The sequence below is a fragment of the Pseudomonas sp. A014 genome, assembly GCF_052378495.1.
In the GTDB taxonomy this organism is placed as follows: Bacteria; Pseudomonadota; Gammaproteobacteria; order Pseudomonadales; family Pseudomonadaceae; genus Aquipseudomonas; species Aquipseudomonas machongensis.
Genome location: NZ_CP199001.1, coordinates 4,293,724 through 4,316,984, shown reverse-complemented (window position 1 = coordinate 4,316,984; position 23,261 = coordinate 4,293,724). Strand labels below are relative to the sequence as shown.

The window sequence follows — 23,261 nt, the reverse complement described above, 5'->3', positions numbered from 1 at the left end:
GGGCCGGGAGCGGCCCGCGTAGCGCTGCGCGGGTCGCTCCCAGCCACATGGACCACGCGAGGTGGATGGATGCGAGCAATCAAACGAATGATCGCGCTGGGCGCGATTCCCTTGATGTCTATGACCGAGGTAGGTATGGCGAGCAGCCTGCTACTCCCCAACGCCGCGCAACTGGCCGGGCGCTGGGCGCTTTATCCGCAGCAGCAGCAGGCCAATGCCTGCACCCTGCGCCTGTCGGCCAGCGAGGGCGCGCTTGACGGCGACCTGGCCTGCGCCGAGCGCTTGCTCGGGATTCGTCCGGGCAGTTGGCTGGTGACACCCGACACCCTGGCACTGGTGGGCGGCGACGGCAGCACGGTGGTGCATTTCAGCCGACAGGGCGCCGGTCGCTATACCTGGACTTCAGCCGCCGGCAGTGCAGTGGTGCTGGAGCGTGTGGACAATTAATTACCCGGCCAAGTTATAACGGCAATAAGGGCGAAACATGAAACTTCCGAGCAACAGGCCCGGCGCACTTTTGTGGGCGGCACTTGGCGAATTCAAATCGACGTTGATCAGCGTCGGTTGTTTTACTGCGCTGATCAACATTCTCATGCTCGTGCCGTCGATTTATATGCTGCAAGTGTACGACCGTGTACTGACTTCGCAGAATGAAACCACCTTGTGGATGTTGACCCTGATGGTGGTGGGTTTCTTCGTATATATGGGCGTGCTGGAAGCGGTGCGCAGTTTCATTGTGATTCGCGTCGGCCATCGACTCGAACAGCGCTTCAACCTGAACATCTATCGCGCCGCGTTCGAGCGTAACTTGCGCCAAGGTGATGGCGCCGCTGGCCAGGCCTTGAACGACATGACCCAGGTGCGCCAGTTCGTCACCGGCCCTGCGTTGTTCGCCTTCTTCGATGCCCCCTGGTTTCCGGTGTACCTGGCGGTGATTTTTCTGTTCAACGTCTGGCTGGGTGTGCTCGCCAGTGCCGGAGCCTTGCTGTTGGTACTGCTGGCCGTGCTCAACGAGCGCCTGACCCAGCGCCCGCTGGCCGAAGCGAGCAGCCTGCAGCAGCAGTCGAGCAGCCTGGCCGGCAGCCAACTGCTCAACGCCGAAAGCATCCAGGCCATGGGCATGCTCGGCGCGCTGCGCCAGCGCTGGTTCGCCTTGCACGGGCGCTTTCTCGAGTTGCAGAACCGGGCCAGCGACACGTCGGCAGTGATCACTGCCACCAGCAAGTCCCTGCGCCTGTGTTTGCAGTCGCTGGTGCTGGGCCTGGGTGCGCTGCTGGTGATCGAGGGCCAGATGACGCCGGGCATGATGATCGCCGGCTCCATTCTCATGGGCCGGGTGCTCGCGCCGATCGACCAGCTCATCGCGGTGTGGAAGCAGTGGAGCGGTGCCCACTTGGCCTACAAGCGCCTGGAAACCTTGCTGCAGGAGCATCCTGAACCACCAGTGCCAATGTCGCTGCCAGCGCCTGACGGTCAGTTGTCCATCGAGCAGGTCAGCGGCGGGCCACCGGGGCGCAGGGTCGCCACCGTGCAGCAGGTCAGTTTTGCCCTGGCGCCCGGTGAGGTGCTGGGGGTGCTGGGGGCTTCGGGGTCCGGCAAGTCGACCCTGGCCAGGTTGCTGGTGGGTGTCTGGCAACCGCTGGCGGGGCATGTGCGCCTGGATGGCGCCGAGCTTTCCCAGTGGGACCGCGATGCGCTCGGTCCGCATATCGGCTATCTGCCGCAAAGTATCGAGCTGCTGCGTGGCAGCATTGCCGAGAATATCGCCCGATTCGGCGAGCTCGACGGCCATAAGGTGGTGGAGGCTGCGCGTCTGGCGGGGGTGCATGAATTGATCCTGCGCTTGCCGCAGGGGTACGACACGCGCCTGGGCGAGGGCGGTGGCGACCTCTCTGGCGGCCAGAAGCAACGCATTGCCCTGGCGCGCGCGCTCTATGGCAGCCCGTGTCTGATCGTGCTCGACGAACCCAACTCCAACCTCGACAGCCTTGGCGAGGCGGCGTTGGCCAATGCCATCGTCCAGTTGAAGGCTCTGGGGCGCACGGTGGTGCTGGTGACCCATCGCAGCGCGGCGCTGGCCCAGGCTGACAAACTGCTGGTAATGAATGACGGGCGCGTGCAGGCGTTTGGCCCTGCGCGGGATATTCTCCAGGCGCTGGGCCAGGGCACCGCACAGCGGCCGCTGCAAGCCGGAGGTGGTGCATGAGCCGCGTGACGAGCGATGCACGCTTCTACGTGCGCCTTGGCTGGCTGCTGACCCTGCTGGGGTTTGGCGGATTCATGGCCTGGGCCAGCCTTGCGCCGCTGGATCAGGGCGTGGCGGTGCAGGGCACCGTGGTGGTGTCGGGCAAGCGCAAGGCAGTGCAGTCGATGGCTGCCGGGGTGGTCAGCCGGATTCTGGTCAGCGAAGGGCAGATGGTGCGTCAGGGGGAGCCGCTGTTCCGCCTCGATCGTACCCAGGTACAAGCAGATGTCGAGGCGCTGCAGGCCCAGTACCGCATGACCCAGGCCAGCCTTGCGCGTTGGCGCGGTGAACGGGACAACGTGGGGCAGGTGCAGTTTCCTGCGGAGCTGATGGATGAGTCCGATGCGCAACTCGGCCTGGTTGTTGAAGGTCAGCGCCAGCTGTTCGATAGCCGTCGCCAGGCCCTGGCCCGTGAACAGGGCGCGGTGTCGGCCAGCATCGAAGGCTCCCAGGCCCAACTGGCCGGCATGCGCCGGGCACGGGGCGACCTGCAGGCCCAGGCTGACTCCCTGCGCGAGCAGTTGGACAATCTGCGCCCGCTGGCCGGCGAGGGCTACATCCCGCGCAATCGGGTGCTCGAATACCAGCGGCAATTGTCCCAGGTGCAACGTGACCTGGCGCAGAACGCGGGCGACAGCGCGCGCCTGGAGCAAGGCATCGTCGAGGCCCGGCTCAACCTGCAGCAGCGCCGCGAGGAATACCAGAAAGAGGTGCGCACCCAACTGGCCGAGGCCCAGGTCAAGGCCGCGACGCTGGAGCAGCAGCTCAACTCGGCACGCTTCGAGTTGCGTCACAGCGAGATCCTCGCACCCGCCGACGGCATCGCCGTCAACCTGGGCGTACACACCGAGGGTGCAGTGGTGCGGGCAGGCGACACGTTGCTGGAGATCGTGCCGCAAGGCACAGCGCTGGAGGTGGAGGGGCGCTTGCCGGTGAACCTGGTGGACAAGGTCGCGCCGCAGTTACCGGTCGATATCCTGTTCACGGCCTTCAACCAGAACAGCACGCCACGGGTCACCGGCGAGGTGGCGCTGATTTCGGCCGACCAGTTGCTCGACGAGCGCAGCGGCCAGCCGTACTACGTGCTGCGCAGCACCGTCAGCGAAGAGGCGCTGGCGCGTTTGCAGGGCTTGTCGATCCGTCCGGGCATGCCCGCCGAACTGTTCGTGCGCACTGGCGAGCGCTCGCTGCTCAACTACCTGTTCAAGCCCCTGCTCGACCGTGCAGGCAGCGCCTTGACCGAACAATAAGGACGTTGCGATGAAATCATCTGCAACCGGTCTGCTGGCGGCCTGCGTGCTGCTGCCGACACTGGCCCAGGCCGGCATGGGGCCGTTTCAGGTCTACGAACAGGCCTTGCGCCGCGATCCAACCTACCTCGCCGCCTTCAAGGCCCGCGAGGCAGGCCAGGAGTACCGCGCCATCGGACGTGCAGGCCTGCTGCCCAATCTTTCCTACAGCTACAACAAGGGTCGCAACGATTCGAAAGCCAGCTACCTCGGTGATTCGCGTCGTTCGAGCGAAGACAGGCGCTATGACAGCTATGGCTCGACTTTCATCCTCCAGCAACCGCTGTTCGACTATGAAGCCTATGCCGCCTACCGCAAGGGGGTGGCCCAGGCGCTGTTTGCCGACGAGAGCTTCCGCGACCAGAGCCAACAGTTGCTGGTGCGGGTGATGACCAGCTACACCCAGGCCCTGTATGCCCGGGATCAGATCGCTATCAGCGTGGCCAGCAAGCAGGCCTACCGCCAGCAATTCCAGCAGAACCAGCGCCTGTTCCAGGCCGGTGAGGGGACGCGCACTGACATCCTCGAGGCCCAGGCACGTTTCGAGCTGGCTGATGCCGAGGAAATCCAGGCACGTAACGACGAGGATGCCGCATTGCGCGAACTCGGTGCGCTGATCGGCGAGCCGGCTGTGCGCATCGATGAGCTGGCGCCGCTGCGCAGTGGCTTCGCCTTCCCGCAGGTTACGCCGACCAGCTATGAGGCCTGGCAATCGCTGGCGCTGGCCAGCAACCCGCAACTCGGCTCGCAGCGCCATGCGCTGGAAGTGGCGCGCTACGAAGTCGAGCGTAATCGCGCCGGGCACCTGCCCAAGGTCAGCGCCTTCGCCACTTCGCGGCGCCAGGAGTCGGACAGTGGTAACACCTACAATCAGCGCTACGACACCAACACCGTCGGTATCGAGATCAGCGTGCCGCTGTTTGCCGGTGGTGGCGTCAGCGCTTCGACGCGCCAGGCCAGCCGGCATCTGGAGCAGGCCGAGTACGAACTGGATGGCAATACGCGCAACACGCTTATCGAACTGCGCAAGCAATACAACGCCTGCGAGTCCGGCGCCAGTCGCTTGCGTGCCTATGAGCGGGCGCTGCAGGCGGCCGAGGCGCTGGTGGTGTCGACGCGCAAGAGCGTGCAGGGAGGCGAGCGGGTGAGTCTGGATGTGCTCAATGCCGAACAGCAACTGGCGACCACCCGGCGTGACCTGGCGCGGGCGCGCTACGACTACCTGCTGGCCTGGATCAAGCTGCATTACCAAGCAGGGACCTTGAGCGAAGCGCAGTTGGCGCGGGTGGACGAAGCCTTCGTGGCGGCTGGCGGATAGGGGCGGCCAGTGGGCCGCTCCCTGTCGCAATTGCTCAGGCGGCGAAACCGCCATCGGCCAGCAGGCTGGCGCCGGTGATGTAGCCAGCCTCAGGCCCTGCCAAGTAGGCGACGAAGCTGGCGATTTCATCGGCATGCCCGTAGCGTCCGATCGCCATCAACGGGATCAGGCTGTCGGCGAACTCGCCGCTGGCCGGGTTCATGTCGGTGTCCACCGGGCCAGGCTGCACATTGTTGACGGTGATGCCCTGAGGGCCGAGGTCACGGGCCATGCCGCGGGTCAGGCCGACCAGCGCGGACTTGCTCATGGCGTAGGGCGCGCCGCCTGCGAACGGCATGCGTTCGGCGTTGGTGCTGCCGATGTTGATGATCCGGCCACCCTGGCCCATGTGTCGGGCCGCGGCCTGGCTCGCCACGAACACGCTGCGCACGTTGATCGCCAGCATGCGGTCGAAGTCGCCGAGGTCGAATTCGGTCACTGGCGCCACGGCCAATACGCCGGCGTTGTTGACCAGGATGTCGAGGCGGCCGAAGGCTTTGACGGTGTCGTGCACCGCTTGCTGTACCGCGCTGGCATCAGCGCTGTCGGCGCGCAGGGCCAGAGCGCGGCCACCCTCGGCGTTGATGGCGTCAGCCAGGGCCTGCGCGGGGGCAGCAGAGCTGACATAGGTAAAGGCGACCTGTGCGCCTTCGCGGGCCAGGCGCCGGACAATGGCGGCACCGATGCCGCGGGAACCGCCCTGGACCAGGGCGACTTTGCCTTCGAGGTTCGATACGTGGGACATGCTGCTCTCCTGAAGCGAGCAAGGCGGTGTGCCTTGGATGGGGCCAGTATCGGCGTGTGATTACCTGCTGATAAGATCGCAATCGCTATCATCAGAGTGAACTTCTGGTTGGGAATCGCTTATGGAATCCTTCAGCAGCCTCGAGTGCTTCATCACCAGTGCCGAGGTCGGCAGCTTCGCCGAGGCCGCCCGGCGTTTGTCCATCACACCTGCGGCGGTGGGCAAGAACGTCGCCCAGTTGGAATCTCGCCTGGGTGTGCGCTTGTTCCAGCGTAGTACGCGCAAACTGACCCTGACCGAGGCCGGGCAACGCTTTCTCGGTGAGGTGAGCGAGAGTTTTCGCAGCATCCAGTACGCTGTGGCCAACCTGGCCAGTAGCGAAGGTCAACCGGCCGGGGTGCTGCGGGTCAGCATGGGCATCGTGTTCGGGCGTTTGTACGTGCTGCCGTTGCTGGGAGAGTTCCTGCGCCGATACCCGGCGATCGTCCCGGACTGGCATTTCGACAACCGCCAGGTCGACCTCATCGGCCAAGGGTTCGATGCGGCGATTGGCGGCGGCTTCGACCTGCCGCCGGGTGTCGTTGCGCGCAAGCTGGCGCCTGCACACCGGGTCTTGGTAGCGGCGCCTGAGTACCTGCAGCGGCACGCGCCGATCCAGATGCCGGAACAACTACCCCAGCACGACGGCATCCTGATCCGTTCACCGCAGACCGGGCGAGTGCGCTCCTGGCCGCTGACCAGCCGCAACCAGGAGCAGCGCCCGCTGCACCTGCGCCAGGCGATGACGATGAGCGACTCGGATGCAGCCTGCGCTGCGGCGGAGCAAGGGCTGGGCATTGCCTTGGTGAGCATGCCGTTCGCCGTGCCGTACTTGGCCAGCAAACGCCTGTGCCGGGTGTTGCCGGACTGGTATGTGGACGATGGCAGCGTCAGCGTCTACTACGCCGAGCGCAAGCTGCTGCCGGGCAAGACCCGCGCGTTCATCGACTATCTGTTGGCGTGTTTCGAGGCGCAGCGGTTGGCGAAGCAGTTCGATGCGATGGCAGGCGCCTGAATCCTGCCGTCAGTCGACTTCGACAACGAACTGCACCTGCGCCACCCCGGCGAGCACCAGGCTTACTTCGTCATCGAGTTTCTTGCCGATCAACTGCTTGCCCAGCGGCGAGCGCGGGGTGATCACGGTCACCCGTCCAGGGCCTTCGCCGATTTTCAGCCCGGCGCCCTCGGGGCCGAGAAACAGCAACTGCTGGCGACCTTGCTCATCTTCAAGCGTTACCCGGTTGCTCAGCTGGATGCCGCGCGCCGGATCGTAGTCGCGCAGCAGTAATTGCTGGTAGCTCAGCAGCGCCTGGCGGATTTCGGCGGTACGGCGCGCCTGGCCGGTGGCGAGATAGGAGGCCTCGAGCCCCAGGGTGTCGTACTTGTTCTCGGCGATGTTCTCTTCGGCGGTGGCGGTTTCGTAGGCGGTCTGGGCGGCGCGGCGCAGCACCTCCATGTCGTGCTCGAGGGTGTCGATGATGCGCGCGAGCAGGGTTGGCTTGTCCATGGTCAGCGGCAGAACTCCAGCACGTTGGCCTGGCTCTTGTCGGTCGGTGCATTGCGGTTCTGCTGCAGCCAGAACTGGCATTTGGGGTTGTTCAGGTTGCGCGGGTTGGCCTCGATGGCCTGTTGGGCTTGCTGCGTGTTGAGGATTTCCTTGTAGCGCTCGAACATCGCCTGCTGCGCGTCGGCCGGTTGCGGCGGGGCAACTGGGGCGAGGGCGCTGCGTGCCGGTGCCACTGCCTGGGCCAGTGGCTCGACCTGCTGTGGCCACAGCTGCCAGGCCAGCCACAGGCTTGAAGCGATGGCGACGGCGCCGAGCCACAGGCCGAAGGCCACGCAGACAATCAACTGCAAAGGGTTCAGGGTGATCTTCAGTTCGCGGCGACGGGGCATCGTGGCCTCCTGGCAGGGGTCGATCGAGGGGCCATTGTCGCATGGCTGTGCGATTTGTTTTATTGCCGGGTGCGGGTAGCGCTTTTGTCGGTGCCGGTTTATCCGCACAATCCATGGTTTTCTGCGCTGCGAGGGGAGTGGTCGTGAAAGCCACCTGGGACATTTTCTGCACGGTCGTCGACAACTACGGCGATATTGGCGTCACCTGGCGCCTGGCGCGCCAGCTCGCCAATGAGCATGCGTTGACCGTGCGCCTTTGGGTGGACGACCTGCACGCGTTTGCACGCCTGTGCCCGGAGGCTGATCCACAGGCCGCGCGGCAATATCAGCAGGGCGTCGAGGTATGCCATTGGCCGGTCGATTGGCCCGCATGCGAAACCGCCGAGGTGGTGATCGGTGCCTTCGGTTGCCGACTGCCGGCGGCCTATGTCGAAGCCCTGGCCGAGCGCTCGACACCAGCGTTGTGGCTGAACCTCGAATACCTGAGCGCCGAAGACTGGGTCGAGGGTTGTCATGGGCTGCCGTCGCCACAACCCAATGGCCTGCGCAAAGTGTTTTTCTTCCCGGGCTTCACCGCCAATACCGGCGGCTTGCTGCGTGAAGGCGAACTGCTGGGCAAGCGTGCTGCGTTCGAGCAGGATGCTGCCGCGCGCAAGGCATTCCTTGCCGGCCTCGGCGTGAAGCCTGCGCCCGAGGCGCGACTGATGTCGTTGTTCGCCTACGAGAACGCGCAGTTGGGCCATTGGCTGGAAGCCCTGGCGGCAGACGATCAGCCCACCCACCTGCTGGTCCCCGAAGGTCGAATCCTGTCCGACTTGCATGCGTGGCTGGGTGAACGACTGGCCGTGGGCGAGGTGCGCCAGCGCGGGGCGCTGACCTTGCAGGTGCTGCCATTCGTCAGCCAGGACGACTACGACCGTATCCTCTGGTGTTGCGACTTCAATGCCGTGCGCGGCGAGGATTCCTTCGTGCGTGCCCAGTGGGCCGGGCGCCCTCTCCTGTGGCACATCTACGTGCAGGAAGAGAACGCTCACTGGGAAAAGCTCGAGGCTTTTCTCAAGATCTATCGACAGGGGCTGTCGGACGATGCCGCAGATGCACTGGTGGCGTTGTGGCGTGCCTGGAACATGGATCGTGACATGAGCGAGGCCTGGCGCGGGGTGCTGAAACACTGGCCGCAACTGCAGACGCACGCCCGGCAATGGTGTCTGGAACAGGCCACTCGGCCGGACCTTGCCACAGCGCTGGTACAGTTTTACCGAAATTGGATATGATATGCGGCCTCGATTTTTATAAATCCATCCAGATTCGGATACTTCGTAATGAAAACTGGTAAAGAGCTGAAACCCGGTACCGTACTGCGGATCGACAACGACCCGTGGCTGGTCCAGAAAGCGGAATTCACCAAGTCGGGCCGTAACAGCGCGATCATGAAGACCAAGCTGAAGAACCTGCTGACCGGCTACAAGACCGAAACCGTCTACTTCGCCGATGACAAGCTGGACGACGTGATCCTGGATCGCAAAGAAGCGACCCTGTCGTTCATCAACGGTGATGAATACACCTTCATGGACACCACCGACTACACCATGTACGAACTGAACGCCGAAGACATCGACGCCGTTCTGCCGTACATCGAAGAAGGCATGGAAGATGTCTGCGAAGCCGTCTTCTTCGAAGGCCGTCTGGTATCGGTAGAACTGCCGACCACCATCAGCCGCAAAGTCGTCTACACCGAGAACGCTGCTCGTGGCGACACTTCCGGCAAGGTCATGAAACCTGCCAAGCTGGCCAACGGTACTGAAATCCAGGTCGCCGATTTCATCGAAATCGACGAGTGGATCGATATCGATACCCGCGACAACAGCTTCAAGGGCCGTACCAAGAAGTAATCCTTCTGGCGCCCACAAAAAACCCGGCCTTGGCCGGGTTTTTTTGTGTCTGGCGTTTACTCAGACCGTCACGTGCAGGCGCACATCGACGTTGCCGCGGGTGGCGTTGGAATATGGGCAGACTTTGTGCGCCTTCTCCACCAGGCCCTCGGCATCTGCCTGGGCCAGGCCAGGCAGGTTGATGTGCAGGTCGATGTCCAGGCCGAAACCACCGGGGATCTGGCCGATACCGACCTTGGCAGTGATCGAGGCGTCGGCAGGCAGGGCTTTCTTCTCCTGGCCGGCGACGAACTTCAGCGCGCCGATGAAGCAGGCCGAGTAGCCGGCAGCGAACATCTGCTCGGGGTTGGTGCCTTCACCGCCAGCACCGCCCAGTTCTTTAGGGGTGCTCAGCTTGACTTCGAGCTTGCCGTCGCTGGAGCGGGATTTGCCGTCGCGACCACCAGTGGAGGTTGCTTCTGCGATGTACAGGGGAGTGACCTTTTGCATCTTGAGCCTCGCTTGTGTGCTGTGCGCCTTGGCGCTGGGTGGGTATGGGTTTAAATTAGCGCGCAATCATTTAGTGCGCAAGATAAATTTTTGACCATTCGTCCGACAGGCTTTCACAGCATAGTCCTCAGAGGCTTTTTTGCAGGCTGTTGCGCAGGTCGAGCAGTTCGGCCTGCAGCTTCTGCAAGCGTTCCACCGTGCGCCCGGAGGCTTCCAGGATGCAGTGCGGCACCTTGCTGGCCTCGTCGCGCAAATCACGGCCCTTGTCGGTCAGTTGCACCAGCACCACGCGCTCATCCTCGCGGCTGCGGGTGCGCTTGAGCAGGCCTTCGCTTTCCAGGCGCTTGAGCAGCGGGGTGAGCGAACCGGGGTCGGTCAACAGGCGCTGGCTGATTTCGCCTACGGTCAGGCCGTCCTGCTCCCACAGCACGAGCATGGCCAGGTATTGCGGGTAGGTGAGGCCCAGGGCCTGCAACAAGGGTTTGTAGACCTTGGTCATCAGCAACGAGGTGGAGTGCAGGGCGAAGCACACCTGATTGTCCAGCAGCAGCTCGTCGCAGGGGGCTTTGATGTCGGCGTTCATGCAGGTCCTTGAATGAGTTCAGTTAAGAATCTAGCACGCTGATCGTTAGCGCGCTCATCAACCACGCAGTCCACTGCGTAGCGCCAGGTCCCAGGGAGGGACAGGACTGAAGCGGCTCTTGAGGAATTCGAGCAGCAAGCGGCTGCGAGAGTTCGTTTCATGTTCGAGTCGTAGTGCATAGATACCGGTCGTTTCCGGTTCGGGCAGGCCGTTTTCGCAGAACAGCGGCAGCAGTTCACCGCGCAGCAGGTATTCGCTGACCAGCCAGGTGGGCAGGTGGGCGATGCCGAGGCCGGCGAGGGCGCCGAACAGCAGGGTTTCGGCATTGTTGGCGGTCATGCGCAGGCGTGCCGGGCGGTACAGGCGCACCTGGCCGTCGACGGCGAAGCGCCAGGCGAACGGTGGTGCCAGGCCATCCCAGTCCAGGCCGTCGTGCTGCGGCAGTTCGCTGGGACAGGTGGGCACGCCTCTGGCGGCCAGGTACGCGGGGCTGGCGCAGGCGATGCGCACCATGTAGGCCAGCGGAGTGGCGACCAGACGTGTGTCGGCCAGAGTGCCTGCGCGCAGCACCAGGTCGACCTCGCCCAGGTGGCTGCCGTGCATGTCGACGAAACTGTCGATCAGGCGCAGTTGCACATCGAGCCCGGGGTAAGCCACCAGGAAGTCCGCGATCGCTGGCGCCAGGTGGCGGCGGCCGAAGGCTGCAGGGGCATCCATGCGGATCAGGCCTTCCGGGGCATTGCTCAGGGATACCGCTTCGGCCCGTGCCAGGCGCAGTTCCTCGATGATGCGCCGGGCGCGCTCGGCGAAGGCATTGCCTGCCGGAGTCGGGCGCACGGCATGGGTGCTGCGCACGAACAGGCGGCTGCCCACGGCGTTTTCCAGGTTGTCGATGCGTCGGGCGACTGCCGAAGGCGTCAAGGGGTGACGGCGCGCGGCCGCCGAGAAGCTGCCGGTTTCGAGTACATCGAGAAACAGACTCAGTTGTTCGGTGAGGATATCTGGACTCATGACCCTTCCCATGCTTGTGCGTAAAACGCAAAGCCATTGTGCGCTGCTGTGCGTTTCCCTGCCAGCCTCCACTGGGTAGCATGCCTGGATTGAGAATGCAGTCGAATGAGGCACTGATGATCGAGTGGTTGATGTACATCGTTTTGGGCGCGGCGCTGGGCACCATGGGCGGCCTGTTCGGGATCGGCGGTGGGTTGATTGCGATTCCTGCACTGGGAGTGCTGTTCGGTCTCGACCAGCAGCTGGCCCAGGGTACGGCGTTGGTGATGGTGGTGCCCAACGTGCTGCTGGCGCTGTGGCGCTATCATCAGCGCAACCGCATCGAGCTGCGCCATGCCGTGCCGCTTTCGCTGTGCAGCTTCATCTTTGCCTGGCTGGGCTCGATCTGGGCGGTAGGGCTCGATGCACACTCCATGCGCCTGGGCTTCGTCGCGTTCCTGGTGGCGCTGGCGGTGTGGAACGTGGCACGCATGTTCATGAAAGCCAGCCCGCCGAGCAGCCAGCTGCGTTATCCCTGGCCGTGGCTGGGTGTGCTGGGCTGTTTCGCCGGTAGCATGGGCGGGTTGTTCGGCGTTGGTGGCGCGGTAGTGGCCACGCCGATCCTGACCAGCGTGTTCGGCACCACCCAGGTGGTGGCTCAGGGCCTGTCGCTGGCGCTTGCGGCGCCGAGCACCATGGTGACGCTGCTCACCTATGGCGTTCATGGCAGCGTTGACTGGCATGTCGGTATTCCGCTGGCGGTAGGCGGATTGCTCAGCATCAGTTGGGGCGTGAAGCTGGCCCATGCGCTGCCCGAGAAAGTGCTGCGTACGCTGTTCTGCGTGTTCCTGATCGTCTGTGCGGTGATGCTGGGCCTGGAGCTCTGACAACCTTTACCTGAAACCGTCGATCACATAGTCGGCCATGCAGTCGGTGATCGGCGAATGGCTTTGCGCGTTGCGCAGCAGCATCACATTGGCCATCGGCAACTGCGGCAGGCCCTGGTCTTCGCCGAGAATGCACAGCGAGTCGCCGATCAGGCTCTGCAACTGGGCCGTAACCGCCAAACCCGCGCCGACGATGGCAAAGATCGCAGCCAGGCTCGGACTTGTGTAGGCGATGCGGTAATCGATCCCCTGATGTTCGAGGGCGTTGCAGGCCCAGGAGCGGCAGAAACAGTCGGTGTTGAACATCGCCAGGGGTATCGGGCGCTGTTCGTGGGGGCAGAAGCCCTTGGCAGCGGCCCATACCAGGCGTTCCTGGCGCAGCAGTTGGCCCACCTCGGCACCTGGCTCGCGGGTGATGATCGTCAGGTCAAGGTCCTGGCGCAGCATCAATTGCTTCGATGGCTCGCAATGCACCTCTACCTGGATCAGTGGATAGCTGCTGGCAAAGCTGGTGAGTATCGCCGGCAGAAAGCGCATGGCGTAGTCGTCCGGTGTACCGATGCGCACTACGCCGACCATGTGTGGCATGCGCAAGGTGTTGAACACCTCGCCGTGCAGCTTGAGGATGCGCCGGGCATAACCGAGCAGCACCTGGCCCTCGGCGGTCAGGCGCACCTGGCGTCCGTCGCGCTCGAACAACTGGCGCTGGAGGATGTCTTCCTCCAGGCGTTTCATCTGCATGCTCACGGCCGACTGGGTTCGGTTGACGACCTCCCCGGCACGGGTGAAACCACCTTGTTCGGCGATGGCGACGAAGGTGCGCAAGACGTCGGCGTCGAGGCTCTGGTAGGTGGACATTGCATCAATCCTCCAGATGCAAGACATAAGAAACATTCGTTGGATTGATCCTAAGCTCGGCGCGAGACTGAAGCCACTCACACGGAGGGCTTCACGATGAAAGGTCATGTCGGTTTTACCCACACTTCCTTCTCCTTGGGCCAACTGCTTGCACAGGCGCTTGAGCGACTGTTGCGCTGGCAGCAGCTGTACCGCCAGCGTCGGCAATTGGCCAGCCTCAGCGACGATGCGCTGCACGATCTGGGGTTGAGTCGGGCAGATACCCTGCAGGAGGTGGAGCGTCCGTTCTGGGACGATCCGTTGCGCAAGTAATGGTGTCGCTGCGGGGCATGGCCGCCCCGCGGCGTTTACAGGCTGTAGTAGTAGCCGCGGCTGCGCAGGGCAACGATGCGTGGACGGCCATCGGCGTGGGGGCCGATCTTCTTGCGCAGGTTGCTGACGTGCATGTCCAGGCTGCGGTCATAGAGCGTCAGTTTGCGGCCCAGGCCGATCTGCGCCAGTTCCTGCTTGTCCAATGGCTCGCCGGGTTGGCGCAGCAGGGCTTCGAGGATGCGGCTCTCGGAGAGTGTCAGGCTCATCTCGCGCTGATCGATGCTGACTACCCCGCGCACGGGGCTGAAGGCCAGGTCGCCGATCTCGATCTGGGTGCTGGGCGCCGCCGGATGACTGCGGCGCAGCACGGCACGCAAGCGAGCCGTCAGCTCACGCGGGTCGCAGGGTTTGGCCAGGTAATCGTCGGCACCCAGCTCCAGGCCCAGGATACGGTCCAGGGGTTCGCCACGGGCCGACAGCATCAATACCGGCAGTTCGGCGTGGTCGCTGCGCAGTTGCTTGAGCAGCTCCAGGCCGCTGCCATCGGGCAGCATCACATCCAGCACCACCGCCGCCGGGGCGTGGGCGGCCAGGGCCTGGCGCGCGCTCTCGCCGTCGTGGCAGGCGCGGACCGCAAAGCCCTCCTGAGTCAGCCAGCTACCGAGCAGCTCGCACAACTCCTGGTCATCATCAATCAGTAACAGCTCGCTCATGACTCACTCAATTCAACCATTGTCGGCGTCTTCTGTGTCCGCCGCTGGCTAAGATACCGCAGACTGCCGACAACAGTGCAACGACCGATCCGATCAGGAACCACTGCTGCTGGTCGGTAAGCAGGCGTAGGGGGCTGGTGGTCTGCAGTTTTTCCACCGTAGCCTGCAGGCGCTGGTTGTCCTGGCGCAGGCGTTCGAGTTGGGTGCTTTGCCGGGCGCTGTCGGCATTTTGCAGCTGTTTGCTCAGTGCAGCGCGCTGTTTCTCGCTTTCCTCCAGACGTTGCTGCAGCTCGGTGATGCGCGCACCGGCTTCCAACGACAGAGGCTGTTCGGCGAGGGCGAGGGGAGAGAGCAGCAACAGGCAGAAAAGCAGCAGGGACATCGGACCTTGGCGCATCGGAACTCCTGATTCTTGTTCGATTCAGAAGGTTGTCGGCAGTGGGTCGCAATAGATGAATCCGGGGATTGCCTGGGCCTGTGCGCGTGCAAGTCGTCGTGAAGGCTTGCCCGCGAACAGGCTCGATCAGGCTCAGGGCAGCACTTGCTTGAACGGTTTGACCACCACCTTCTCGTACACGCCTGCCGCGATGTACGGGTCGGCGTCGGCCCAGGCCTGTGCGGCGGCAAGGGAGTCGAATTCGGCGACGATCAGGCTACCGCTGAAGCCGGCCGCGCCGGGATCGTTGCTGTCGATGGCCGGATGCGGCCCGGCCAGGACTACACGGCCTTCGGCCTTGAGCTGCTGCAGGCGCTCGATGTGCGCAGGGCGTGCAGCCAGGCGTTTTTCCAGGGAGTTTTCGACGTCGCTGGCGATGATGGCGTAGAGCATGTCAATCCTTGGGCTTAGGGGTGGAAGGGTCGGTGTCGTGCAGGTGGCGCGACAGGTACACGCCCTGGGCCACCAGGAAGATCACGGTCATGCCCAGGCTGCCGAAGACCTTGAAGTCGACCCAGAACTCCTGGAACGTGAAGGCGACGAAAAGGTTGGCTGCGCCGCAGACCAGGAAGAACAGGATCCAGGCCAGGTTCAGGCGGGTCCAGATTGTTTCCGGGAGTGTCAGGGCATGGCCCATGATGCGTTTGATCAATACCCGATCGCCGATGAAGTGGCTGCCGGCGAAGGCCAGCGCGAACAGCCAGTTGACCACCGGCGCTTTCCACTTGAGGAAGGTTTCGCTGTGGAAGGCCAGGGTGAGGCCGCCGAACACAAGGCAGGCCACCAGCGTCAGCAACTGACCCTTTTCGAGCTTGCGATGGCGCAGGAACAGCGCGCCGTAGACCACCACGGAGCTGATGATGAGCATCGCCGTGGCACTGTAGATGCCGCCGAACTCAAAGTTCTGGCCGGCGAATTCGACCGGGCGTGGGTCCAGCTTGTAGACGATGAAGAACAGCAGCAGCGGGATGAAATCGATGAATTGTTTCACAATGGCAGCCAGAAGCGGGATGTGACGGCATAATAACAAACATCGATTCCGGCGAAAGCGCTCCTCCATGAATGTTGATCTGCACTGTCACAGCACGGCCTCCGACGGCGCCCTGTCGCCCACGGCACTGGTCGCCCGCGCCCACGAGCACGGGGTGCGCACGCTGGCGCTGACCGATCACGATACCCTCGAAGGGCTCCCCGAGGCGCGCCAGGCGTGTCTTGACCTTGGCATGCAATGGGTCAGCGGAGTTGAGCTGTCATGCACCTGGGGCGGTGCGACCATCCATGTGCTGGGTTACAACTTTCCCCTCGATGCGCCGCCACTGTTGGAGGCCATCGAGCAATTGCACCGTGGTCGCTGGCTGCGCGCAGAAGACATTGCCAGGCGCCTGGCGGGCAAGGGCATGCCCGATGCGCTCGAGGGCGCGCGCGCCGTGCAGCAGGAGCTGGGCGACAGCGGCAACGCGCCGGCGCGCCCGCATTTTGCCGAATTCCTGGTGCGTGCGGGGCACGTCAAGGACCGCGGCGAGGCGTTCCGCAAATGGCTGGGCGCCGGCAAGCTGGGTGACGTCAAGTTGCATTGGCCGACACTCGAGGAAACTGTCGCGACCCTTCGTCAGTCCAATGCTTGGGTGAGCCTGGCCCATCCCATGCATTACGAACTGACTCGTAGCAAGCGCAGACGCCTGATCGCCGACTATATTCAAGCGGGAGGGCAGGCACTTGAAGTGGTCAATGGCATGATGCCGCCCGAGCAAGTGGGCACGATGTCCATCCTCACCCGTGAGTTCGGCCTGCTGGCAAGCGCTGGCAGTGACTTCCACGGCCCCGGCACCTGGGGCGAGATCGGTGCCTACCGGCCATTGCCCGAGGACCTGCCACCTCTGTGGCGCCGATTCAGCCATGAACAGCCTATGGCGGTATGAACAGGACGATTACGTGAGTCAATTCTTCCAGATTCATGCGGAGAACCCGCAAGCGCGCCTGATCAAGCAGGCCGTGGAGATTATCCGCAAGGGCGGGGTAGTGGTCTATCCGACCGACTCGGCATACGCCCTGGGTTGTCAGATCGGCGACAAGGCGGCGATCGAGCGGGTCCGGCGCCTGCGAGGCCTGAATAAAACGCACAATTTCACCTTGATGTGCTGCGACATGTCGCAGCTGGGGTTGTATGCCAAGGTCGATACCGGCACCTTCCGCCTGCTCAAGGCCCATATCCCCGGCCCTTACACCTTCATTCTCAACGGGACCCGCGAGGTGCCGCGCCTGTTGCTGCATGAAAAACGCCGTACCATCGGCCTGCGCGTGCCGGACCATGGCATCACCCTGGCGCTGCTCGCGGAACTGGGCGAGCCGTTGATGAGCGTCAGCCTGATCCTGCCCGGCGACGATGAGCCGATGACCGATCCCTACGAAATCCGCGAACGCCTGGAGCACCACGTCGATCTGGTCATCGACGGCGGCTTCGGCGATCTGAAGGCGTCCACCATCATCGACCTGTCCGGTGACGAGCCACAGCTGATCCGCGAAGGCTGCGGCGATCCCACACCCTTCCTGGTCAACGCGTGAACCAGGTGCAGGCCCCCGAGGCGCCGACGGTCGAAACCGAGGCGCCGCAGCAACTGCAGTTGGCGCTGGTCTACGGTGAAGCCCTCACCGAAATGCCGGTTGATCTGTACATTCCCCCGGATGCCCTGGAAGTCTTCCTCGAAGCCTTCGAGGGCCCGCTGGACCTGCTGCTGTACCTGATCCGCAAGCAGAACATCGATATTCTCGACATCCCCGTGGCCGAGATCACCCGGCAGTACATGGGCTACGTCGAGCTGATGAAGTCGGTGCGCCTGGAGCTGGCTGCCGAATACCTGGTGATGGCTGCCATGCTGGCCGAGATCAAGTCGCGCATGCTGCTGCCGCGCTCCAGTGAAATCGAGGAAGAAGAGGGCGATCCTCGCGCTGAACTGATCCGCCGTCTGCAGGAGTACGAACGCTTCAAGGCGGCCGCCGAGGGTATCGACGAGTTGCCGCGGATCGGGCGCGAGGTGCTGGTGCCGCAACTTGAGGCGCCGCAGGCCAAGGTGCGCAAGCTGCTGCCGGAAGTCGCGCTGGAGGAGATCTTGCTGTCCATGGCCGAGGTCATGCGTCGCAACGATCTGTTCGAAAGCCACCAGATCACCCGTGAGACCTTGTCGACCCGCGAGCGCATGAGCGAGGTGCTCGAGCGTCTGAAGGGTGGAGGCTTCGTACCCTTCATCGAGCTGTTCAGCGTCGAGGAGGGCAAGCTTGGTGTGGTGGTCACCTTCATGGCGATTCTCGAGCTGGTGAAGGAATCGCTGATCGAACTGGTGCAGAATGAGCCTTTCACCCCGATCCATGTCCGTGCCCGGGCCGAGTGACAGTAAAGAGCGCCGATGAACCTGAACGAACCCCGCGACCTTGCGTCGCTGATCGAGGCCTTTTTGCTGGCCTCAGGCAAGCCACAGTCCCTGGAGCGTCTCTTCGAATTGTTCGAGGAGGCAGAGCGACCGGCGCCGGCTGTGTTCAAGAAGGCCCTGGAGGTGCTCGGCAAGTCGTGCAATGGTCGCGCCTTCGAGCTCAAGGAAGTGGCCAGCGGCTACCGTCTGCAGATTCGTGAGGACTTCGCACCCTGGGTCGGTCGCCTGTGGGAGGAGCGCCCGCAGCGCTATTCCCGGGCGCTGCTCGAGACCATGGCCTTGATTGCCTACCGTCAGCCGATCACCCGTGGCGAGATCGAAGATGTGCGTGGGGTGGCAGTCAACAGCAACATCATCAAGACCCTGATGGAACGCGAGTGGATCCGCATCGTCGGCTACCGCGAAGTGCCTGGCCGCCCGGCCATGTTCGCCACCACCAAGGCGTTTCTCGATCATTTCAACCTCAAGAGCCTCGATGAGTTGCCGCCCCTGGCCGAGTTGCGCGAGATGGAGCCAGAACCTGTGCTCGACGACCTGGACGATGCGCCGGTGCCCGCGCACCTGCAGGCGTTGGCCGATGCCAGCCTGGGCGAGGATGGGCCGGAAGACGAGGGTGAACCGAAGGAGGAGACCAGCTTCCGCAGCCTGCTGGTGGAGCTGGATGCCATGGAAGAAGGACTCAAGATCGACTTCGATGACTTACGCGAGGAAGAGGATGTGGTCGAGGACGAGGACAAGTCCTGATCTGCGCTGGCCCTTTTCACGGGCTAACCGCCGGGCAGAAAAACTTTCTCATCCCGATGCGCCAGCCCCATGAACCACGTACAATACGCGCCCTCTTGGCGCATCCGCCGCCAAACCGCTTTCACTACACCGTACACCGGGAGGTGCCCAGATGAGTGACAAAGACCTGCAAGAAACCCAGATCACCCCGCCGTCCGGCGAAAAGCTGCAGAAAGTGCTGGCACGCATCGGTGTGGGTTCACGCCGTGACGTCGAAGCCTGGATCAGCCAAGGCCGCATCAAGGTCAATGGCGTCGAGGCTACCCTCGGCCAGCGCGTCGACCTGCACGATGCCATCGCTGTCGACGGCAAGCTGATCAAGCGCGAGGAAGCCGCCGAGGCGACCCGCCGCGTCATCATGTACAACAAGCCCGACGGCGAGATCTGCACCCGTGACGACCCGGAAGGCCGTCCGACCGTGTTCGACCGCCTGCCGCGCCCGAAAGAAGGCCGCTGGATCAATATCGGTCGTCTCGACATCAACACCACTGGCTTGCTGCTGTTCACCACCGACGGTGAACTGGCCAACCGCCTGATGCACCCTTCCTACGAGATGGACCGCGAGTACGCGGTGCGTGTCCGTGGCGAGGTCGACGACGAGATGATCGAACGCCTCAAGGCGGGCGTGATGCTCGAGGATGGCCCGGCCAAGTTCACCGATATCCAGAAGGCGCCGGGCGGTGAAGGCTTCAACCACTGGTACCACTGCGTGGTGATGGAAGGCCGCAACCGTGAGGTGCGTCGCCTGTGGGAGTCCCAGGGCATGGTGGTCAGCCGCCTGAAGCGTGTGCGCTTCGGCCCGGTGTTCCTCAACTCCGACCTGCCGATGGGCCGCTGGCGTGAAATGAGCCAGGGCGAGATCGACATCCTGGCCGCCGAAGTCGGGCTGCAGCCGGTGGCGCTGCCGACCCTCAACCTCAAGGCCAAGGACAAGCTCGAGCGCTTGCAGCGCAAGTCCACGCGCCCCATGGGGCGTGGCGAGCGCGTACGTGACTTGCGCCCAGCCAAGGATGCCGGCGAGCGTCAACCGCGCGCGGCCAGTGAGCGTCCGGCGCGTCCGGCTCGTGAGGAAGCACCGCGCAAGGGTGGCCGTGGCAGCACCGTTGCCGAACGCCCTAGCGAGATGCGCAAGCGTCCTGCACGTGCCGAAGGCGACAAGCCGGTTGGCCGTGGTCGTGGCAAGCCGCGTGGGTGATCGCATCCTGCGGTGAAAAGGCCAGCCTTCGGGCTGGCTTTTTTGTGCCTGGTCGAAAACTGAGCGTCCTCAAGCCCCTGAGTACGAAGCATTTTTCGTCACGCTGGAAAGTTTTTGAACCACCTTGTAACGAAATTTATACGAAGTCTGCCGGAATTGCCGTTCGGTTTCCTGCTTTGCAAGTTGGTGTAAACAGATCTTGCCGCATGCCGCGCTGTAGGGCCTTGCGCCGGCCATTCGTACTCTTGCCCAAAGCCCCGCCTCGCGCTGATATGACGGGCATTGCCACGTGCATCAGCCCACCACTGCAGTCGGGCCTACACAACAACAAATGGAGGCGCCATGTACGCCGATCACTACGCCATTGATGGCCCTTGCCACAGGACCGCTGCGTTTTTTCCCGAGGAAACGACGCAACGCGTTGACGCCTGCGCGCTCGCAGGGGTATACAATGCGCCGCGTTTTACCTGTGACCCCCTCGCGTACCACGCATTCTCGCCGACTCCCGGCTGATCCGCCTCAGGCTCCGTGCCAGGCGCGACGCCAGGGTCCGGGAACCCAAGGTAACCACCTTGCCTCATTCCGCTGTGCCACGAGCGCGGCGGGTCCGATTCCGTCACAGATAAAAACAAGCAGGTGACTTCGTTCATGAGTGGACACAATTCGCAGTCGTCAGGCGAACTCAAGCGTGGCTTGAAGAACCGCCATATCCAGCTGATCGCCTTGGGCGGCGCCATTGGTACCGGCCTGTTCCTCGGTTCGGCCGGGGTGATGAAATCCGCCGGCCCCTCGATGATCCTTGGCTACGCCATCTGTGGCTTCATCGCCTTCATGATCATGCGCCAGCTCGGCGAGATGATCGTCGAAGAGCCTGTGGCCGGCTCCTTCAGCCATTTCGCTCACAAGTACTGGGGCGGCTTCGCGGGCTTCCTGTCGGGCTGGAACTGCTGGGTGCTGTACATCCTGGTGGGTATGTCGGAGCTCTCCGCAGTCGGCAAGTACGTCCACTATTGGTGGCCGGAGATCCCGACCTGGGTCACTGCAGCGGGCTTCTTCCTGCTGATCAACGCGATCAACCTGATGAACGTCAAGGTGTTCGGCGAGGCCGAGTTCTGGTTCGCGATCATCAAGGTGGCCGCCATCGTCGGCATGATCGCCTTGGGCGCATATCTGCTCACCAGCGGCAGCGGCGGCCCGGACGCCTCGGTGACCAACCTGTGGAGCCATGGTGGCTTCTTCCCCAATGGCGTGAGCGGGTTGGTGATGGCGCTGGCGATCATCATGTTCTCCTTCGGTGGCCTGGAAATGCTCGGCTTCACTGCCGCCGAAGCCGACAAGCCCAAGACCGTGATTCCGAAGGCGATCAACCAGGTCATCTACCGCATCCTGATCTTCTATATCGGTGCCCTGGTGGTGCTGCTGTCGCTGACCCCGTGGGACAGCCTGGTGGCCAGCATCGATGCTTCCGGCGGCAGCTACGGCAGCAGCCCGTTCGTCCAGGTGTTCTCGCTGCTGGGCAGTGACGTGGCGGCGCATCTGCTGAACTTCGTGGTACTGACCGCGGCACTGTCGGTGTACAACAGCGGCACCTACTGCAATGCGCGCATGCTCTACGGCATGGCCGAGCAGGGCGATGCGCCGGCGGGCCTGGCGAAGATCGACCGTCGTGGCGTGCCGGTGCGGGCGATCCTGGCGTCGGCAGCGTTCACCCTGATTGCCGTACTGCTCAACTACTTCATGCCGCAGCATGCCCTGGAGTTGCTGATGTCGCTGGTGGTCGCGGCGCTGGTGATCAACTGGGCGATGATCAGCTACTCGCACCTGAAGTTCCGCCAGCACCTTGACCGTACCGGCCAGAAACCGCTGTTCAAGGCGCTGTGGTACCCGTACGGCAACTACCTGTGCCTGGCCTTCGTGGTGCTGATCCTGGGCATCATGCTGCAGATTCCAGGGATCCAGATTTCGGTCTATGCGATTCCGGTGTGGCTGGTGGTGATGTATGTGTTCTATGTGATCAAGAGCAAGCGCATGGCGCAGGCGGGCACTGCGGCGGGTAGCGTGGCCAAGTAAGCCGGTAGCTTGATTCGGGAAACCCGGTGCCAGGGGCTGGCGCCGGGTTTTTTGTTGTCTGATCGGGCCCTGTGGGGTCGGGCTTGCCCGCGAAAGCGCCCAACCAGGCAACCGCTAAATCTGCTCCAACAACCATCCGCGAAACGCCTTGAGCGACGGCAGCGCCTCGTTGCGCGGCGGATAGATCAGGTAGTAGCTGCGCTGGCTTGCAAACGCCTCGCCCGGGCTGAACAGCTCGCCCTTGGCCAGTTCTTCGGCCACCAGAATCCTTGGTACCAGGCCGATGCCGATCCCGGCGCGTACCGCCTGGATCAGATGCGATGTCAGCTCGAAGCTCGGCCCCAGGCGCATGGCGCGATGCGCCAGTTCATGATGGGAAAACCATTCGCCCCAGGCATGCGGATTGTTGGCGACATTGAGCAGCAACTCTTCGCTGATGCGCGCTGGCGTCCATGTGTCGGCAGCACCCACCGCCTGCGGCGGCAGGATCACCACCAGTTCCTCGGCATGCAGCCGGTGGCAGATCAGGCCCGGCAAGTCGTGGCTGGCCACACCGATGGCGGCATCGATTTCGCTGGTGTCGAAGTTGATCGCCTCGATGCGTGAATGAATGTGCACCAGCATCCCGGGATGCGCGCTGTAGAACGCGTTCAGGCGCGGCAGCAGCCATTTCGAACCGAAGGTGGGCAGTGTCGCCAGGCGCAGGGTACCGACCCCGGACTGGTAGGCGAGTGCCTGCAGCGTGGCACTGCGAATACGCCCAAGGGCTTCGCTCAACTCGCGCTGATACAGGCGCCCGACATCGGTCAATTGCACCTGGCGCCCTTCGCGGCGGAACAAGGTCAGGCCCAGTTGCTGCTCCAGCGCCTGGACCTGGCGGCTGACTGCGCTCTGGGTCAGCGACAGCTCGACGGCCGCGCGGGTGTAGCTTTCATGCCGGGCAGCGGCCTCGAAGGCCAGCAGCAAGGACATCGATGGGGTCAGGTGGCGGTAATTCATTCATGAAACTCATCGATAGCGGCAGGATTATCCGTTTGCCCTCGGCTGGAAAGTACAG

General features: G+C 63.4%; 27 protein-coding genes. 15 read left to right on the top strand and 12 right to left on the bottom strand.

The window, feature by feature from the left end:
* Positions 1 to 135: 135 nt before the first annotated feature.
* The 4 genes from ACTYOL_RS20040 to ACTYOL_RS20025 are packed head-to-tail and all read left to right on the top strand — an operon-like array spanning position 136 to position 4,852.
* Positions 136 to 447: an AprI/Inh family metalloprotease inhibitor gene (locus tag ACTYOL_RS20040; RefSeq protein WP_234465198.1), complete on the top strand. Its 312-nt coding sequence runs from the start codon at positions 136 to 138 to the stop codon at positions 445 to 447.
* A gap of 37 nt (positions 448 to 484) precedes the next feature.
* Entirely contained in the window at positions 485 to 2,206 is a 1,722-nt protein-coding gene (locus tag ACTYOL_RS20035; RefSeq protein WP_444756967.1) for a type I secretion system permease/ATPase, read from the top strand.
* Entirely contained in the window at positions 2,203 to 3,495 is a 1,293-nt protein-coding gene (locus ACTYOL_RS20030; protein ID WP_444756966.1) for an HlyD family type I secretion periplasmic adaptor subunit, read from the top strand. Before ACTYOL_RS20035 ends, ACTYOL_RS20030 begins: the two co-directional genes overlap by 4 nt.
* Before the next feature lie 10 nt (positions 3,496 to 3,505).
* Positions 3,506 to 4,852: a TolC family outer membrane protein gene (locus tag ACTYOL_RS20025; RefSeq protein WP_065862102.1), complete on the top strand. Its 1,347-nt coding sequence runs from the start codon at positions 3,506 to 3,508 to the stop codon at positions 4,850 to 4,852.
* Positions 4,853 to 4,886: 34 nt separating this feature from the next.
* On the opposite strand, the gene ACTYOL_RS20020 is transcribed toward ACTYOL_RS20025, so the two are convergent.
* On the bottom strand, positions 4,887 to 5,636 hold the full coding sequence (locus ACTYOL_RS20020) for a 3-oxoacyl-ACP reductase family protein (RefSeq protein WP_054891962.1): 750 nt from the start codon (positions 5,634 to 5,636) through the stop codon (positions 4,887 to 4,889).
* Between the two features lie 121 nt (positions 5,637 to 5,757).
* Here ACTYOL_RS20020 and ACTYOL_RS20015 point away from each other — a divergent pair, with 121 nt between their 5' ends.
* The gene (locus ACTYOL_RS20015) at positions 5,758 to 6,690 is read left to right on the top strand and encodes a LysR family transcriptional regulator (protein WP_444756965.1); all 933 of its coding nucleotides are present in this window, start codon (positions 5,758 to 5,760) and stop codon (positions 6,688 to 6,690) included.
* A 9-nt stretch (positions 6,691 to 6,699) separates the two neighbouring features.
* Here ACTYOL_RS20015 and ACTYOL_RS20010 read toward each other — a convergent pair whose 3' ends face one another.
* Positions 6,700 to 7,182, bottom strand: coding sequence for a GreA/GreB family elongation factor (locus ACTYOL_RS20010; protein WP_054891960.1), 483 nt, complete (start codon positions 7,180 to 7,182; stop codon positions 6,700 to 6,702).
* Positions 7,183 to 7,184: 2 nt separating this feature from the next.
* On the bottom strand, positions 7,185 to 7,571 hold the full coding sequence (locus ACTYOL_RS20005; RefSeq protein ID WP_197892917.1) for a hypothetical protein: 387 nt from the start codon (positions 7,569 to 7,571) through the stop codon (positions 7,185 to 7,187).
* 143 nt (positions 7,572 to 7,714) lie between these two features.
* Between ACTYOL_RS20005 and earP the strand changes: the two genes are divergently transcribed.
* The gene (gene earP, locus ACTYOL_RS20000) at positions 7,715 to 8,845 is read left to right on the top strand and encodes an elongation factor P maturation arginine rhamnosyltransferase EarP (RefSeq protein WP_444756964.1); all 1,131 of its coding nucleotides are present in this window, start codon (positions 7,715 to 7,717) and stop codon (positions 8,843 to 8,845) included.
* Between the two features lie 48 nt (positions 8,846 to 8,893).
* Positions 8,894 to 9,463, top strand: a complete 570-nt coding sequence (gene efp / locus ACTYOL_RS19995; RefSeq protein ID WP_054891957.1) for an elongation factor P — start codon at positions 8,894 to 8,896, stop codon at positions 9,461 to 9,463.
* A 60-nt stretch (positions 9,464 to 9,523) separates the two neighbouring features.
* Here efp and ACTYOL_RS19990 read toward each other — a convergent pair whose 3' ends face one another.
* From ACTYOL_RS19990 to ACTYOL_RS19980, 3 genes are all read right to left on the bottom strand, one after another.
* Entirely contained in the window at positions 9,524 to 9,952 is a 429-nt protein-coding gene (locus ACTYOL_RS19990; RefSeq protein ID WP_011532840.1) for an organic hydroperoxide resistance protein, read from the bottom strand.
* 127 nt (positions 9,953 to 10,079) lie between these two features.
* Positions 10,080 to 10,535, bottom strand: a complete 456-nt coding sequence (locus ACTYOL_RS19985) for a MarR family winged helix-turn-helix transcriptional regulator (RefSeq protein WP_054891956.1) — start codon at positions 10,533 to 10,535, stop codon at positions 10,080 to 10,082.
* A gap of 57 nt (positions 10,536 to 10,592) precedes the next feature.
* The gene (locus ACTYOL_RS19980) at positions 10,593 to 11,546 is read right to left on the bottom strand and encodes a LysR family transcriptional regulator (RefSeq protein WP_054891955.1); all 954 of its coding nucleotides are present in this window, start codon (positions 11,544 to 11,546) and stop codon (positions 10,593 to 10,595) included.
* A gap of 116 nt (positions 11,547 to 11,662) precedes the next feature.
* Here ACTYOL_RS19980 and ACTYOL_RS19975 point away from each other — a divergent pair, with 116 nt between their 5' ends.
* Positions 11,663 to 12,412, top strand: a complete 750-nt coding sequence (locus tag ACTYOL_RS19975) for a sulfite exporter TauE/SafE family protein (protein ID WP_063546849.1) — start codon at positions 11,663 to 11,665, stop codon at positions 12,410 to 12,412.
* A 6-nt stretch (positions 12,413 to 12,418) separates the two neighbouring features.
* On the opposite strand, the gene ACTYOL_RS19970 is transcribed toward ACTYOL_RS19975, so the two are convergent.
* The gene (locus ACTYOL_RS19970) at positions 12,419 to 13,270 is read right to left on the bottom strand and encodes a LysR substrate-binding domain-containing protein (protein ID WP_153774620.1); all 852 of its coding nucleotides are present in this window, start codon (positions 13,268 to 13,270) and stop codon (positions 12,419 to 12,421) included.
* Positions 13,271 to 13,366: 96 nt separating this feature from the next.
* Here ACTYOL_RS19970 and ACTYOL_RS19965 point away from each other — a divergent pair, with 96 nt between their 5' ends.
* Positions 13,367 to 13,582 (top strand): DUF1127 domain-containing protein, encoded by a 216-nt coding sequence (locus ACTYOL_RS19965; protein ID WP_054891953.1) that lies wholly within the window; start codon positions 13,367 to 13,369, stop codon positions 13,580 to 13,582.
* A gap of 35 nt (positions 13,583 to 13,617) precedes the next feature.
* Here ACTYOL_RS19965 and ACTYOL_RS19960 read toward each other — a convergent pair whose 3' ends face one another.
* From ACTYOL_RS19960 to ACTYOL_RS19945, 4 genes are all read right to left on the bottom strand, one after another.
* The gene (locus ACTYOL_RS19960) at positions 13,618 to 14,295 is read right to left on the bottom strand and encodes a response regulator transcription factor (protein WP_054891952.1); all 678 of its coding nucleotides are present in this window, start codon (positions 14,293 to 14,295) and stop codon (positions 13,618 to 13,620) included.
* Positions 14,296 to 14,302: 7 nt separating this feature from the next.
* Complete coding sequence (locus tag ACTYOL_RS19955; RefSeq protein WP_153774619.1) at positions 14,303 to 14,692, bottom strand: translation initiation factor 2; 390 nt, start codon at positions 14,690 to 14,692, stop codon at positions 14,303 to 14,305.
* Between the two features lie 132 nt (positions 14,693 to 14,824).
* On the bottom strand, positions 14,825 to 15,124 hold the full coding sequence (locus tag ACTYOL_RS19950) for a YciI family protein (protein WP_050706755.1): 300 nt from the start codon (positions 15,122 to 15,124) through the stop codon (positions 14,825 to 14,827).
* Between the two features lies 1 nt (position 15,125).
* Positions 15,126 to 15,722, bottom strand: a complete 597-nt coding sequence (locus ACTYOL_RS19945) for a septation protein A (protein ID WP_444756963.1) — start codon at positions 15,720 to 15,722, stop codon at positions 15,126 to 15,128.
* 67 nt (positions 15,723 to 15,789) lie between these two features.
* On the opposite strand from ACTYOL_RS19945, the gene ACTYOL_RS19940 reads away from it, so the two are divergent.
* The 6 genes from ACTYOL_RS19940 to ACTYOL_RS19915 all read left to right on the top strand — a co-directional run bounded on the left by ACTYOL_RS19940 (position 15,790) and on the right by ACTYOL_RS19915 (position 22,204).
* Positions 15,790 to 16,650, top strand: a complete 861-nt coding sequence (locus tag ACTYOL_RS19940; protein ID WP_054891949.1) for a PHP domain-containing protein — start codon at positions 15,790 to 15,792, stop codon at positions 16,648 to 16,650.
* Between the two features lie 13 nt (positions 16,651 to 16,663).
* On the top strand, positions 16,664 to 17,293 hold the full coding sequence (locus tag ACTYOL_RS19935) for an L-threonylcarbamoyladenylate synthase (protein ID WP_081255296.1): 630 nt from the start codon (positions 16,664 to 16,666) through the stop codon (positions 17,291 to 17,293).
* A gap of 125 nt (positions 17,294 to 17,418) precedes the next feature.
* On the top strand, positions 17,419 to 18,117 hold the full coding sequence (locus ACTYOL_RS19930; RefSeq protein ID WP_197892984.1) for a segregation and condensation protein A: 699 nt from the start codon (positions 17,419 to 17,421) through the stop codon (positions 18,115 to 18,117).
* A gap of 15 nt (positions 18,118 to 18,132) precedes the next feature.
* Positions 18,133 to 18,900, top strand: coding sequence for an SMC-Scp complex subunit ScpB (gene scpB, locus ACTYOL_RS19925; RefSeq protein ID WP_063545720.1), 768 nt, complete (start codon positions 18,133 to 18,135; stop codon positions 18,898 to 18,900).
* Between the two features lie 151 nt (positions 18,901 to 19,051).
* On the top strand, positions 19,052 to 20,134 hold the full coding sequence (gene rluB / locus ACTYOL_RS19920; RefSeq protein WP_065862088.1) for a 23S rRNA pseudouridine(2605) synthase RluB: 1,083 nt from the start codon (positions 19,052 to 19,054) through the stop codon (positions 20,132 to 20,134).
* Between the two features lie 648 nt (positions 20,135 to 20,782).
* Positions 20,783 to 22,204: an amino acid permease gene (locus ACTYOL_RS19915; protein ID WP_054891944.1), complete on the top strand. Its 1,422-nt coding sequence runs from the start codon at positions 20,783 to 20,785 to the stop codon at positions 22,202 to 22,204.
* A gap of 114 nt (positions 22,205 to 22,318) precedes the next feature.
* On the opposite strand, the gene ACTYOL_RS19910 is transcribed toward ACTYOL_RS19915, so the two are convergent.
* The gene (locus ACTYOL_RS19910; RefSeq protein ID WP_444756962.1) at positions 22,319 to 23,203 is read right to left on the bottom strand and encodes a LysR substrate-binding domain-containing protein; all 885 of its coding nucleotides are present in this window, start codon (positions 23,201 to 23,203) and stop codon (positions 22,319 to 22,321) included.
* Positions 23,204 to 23,261: the final 58 nt, after the last annotated feature.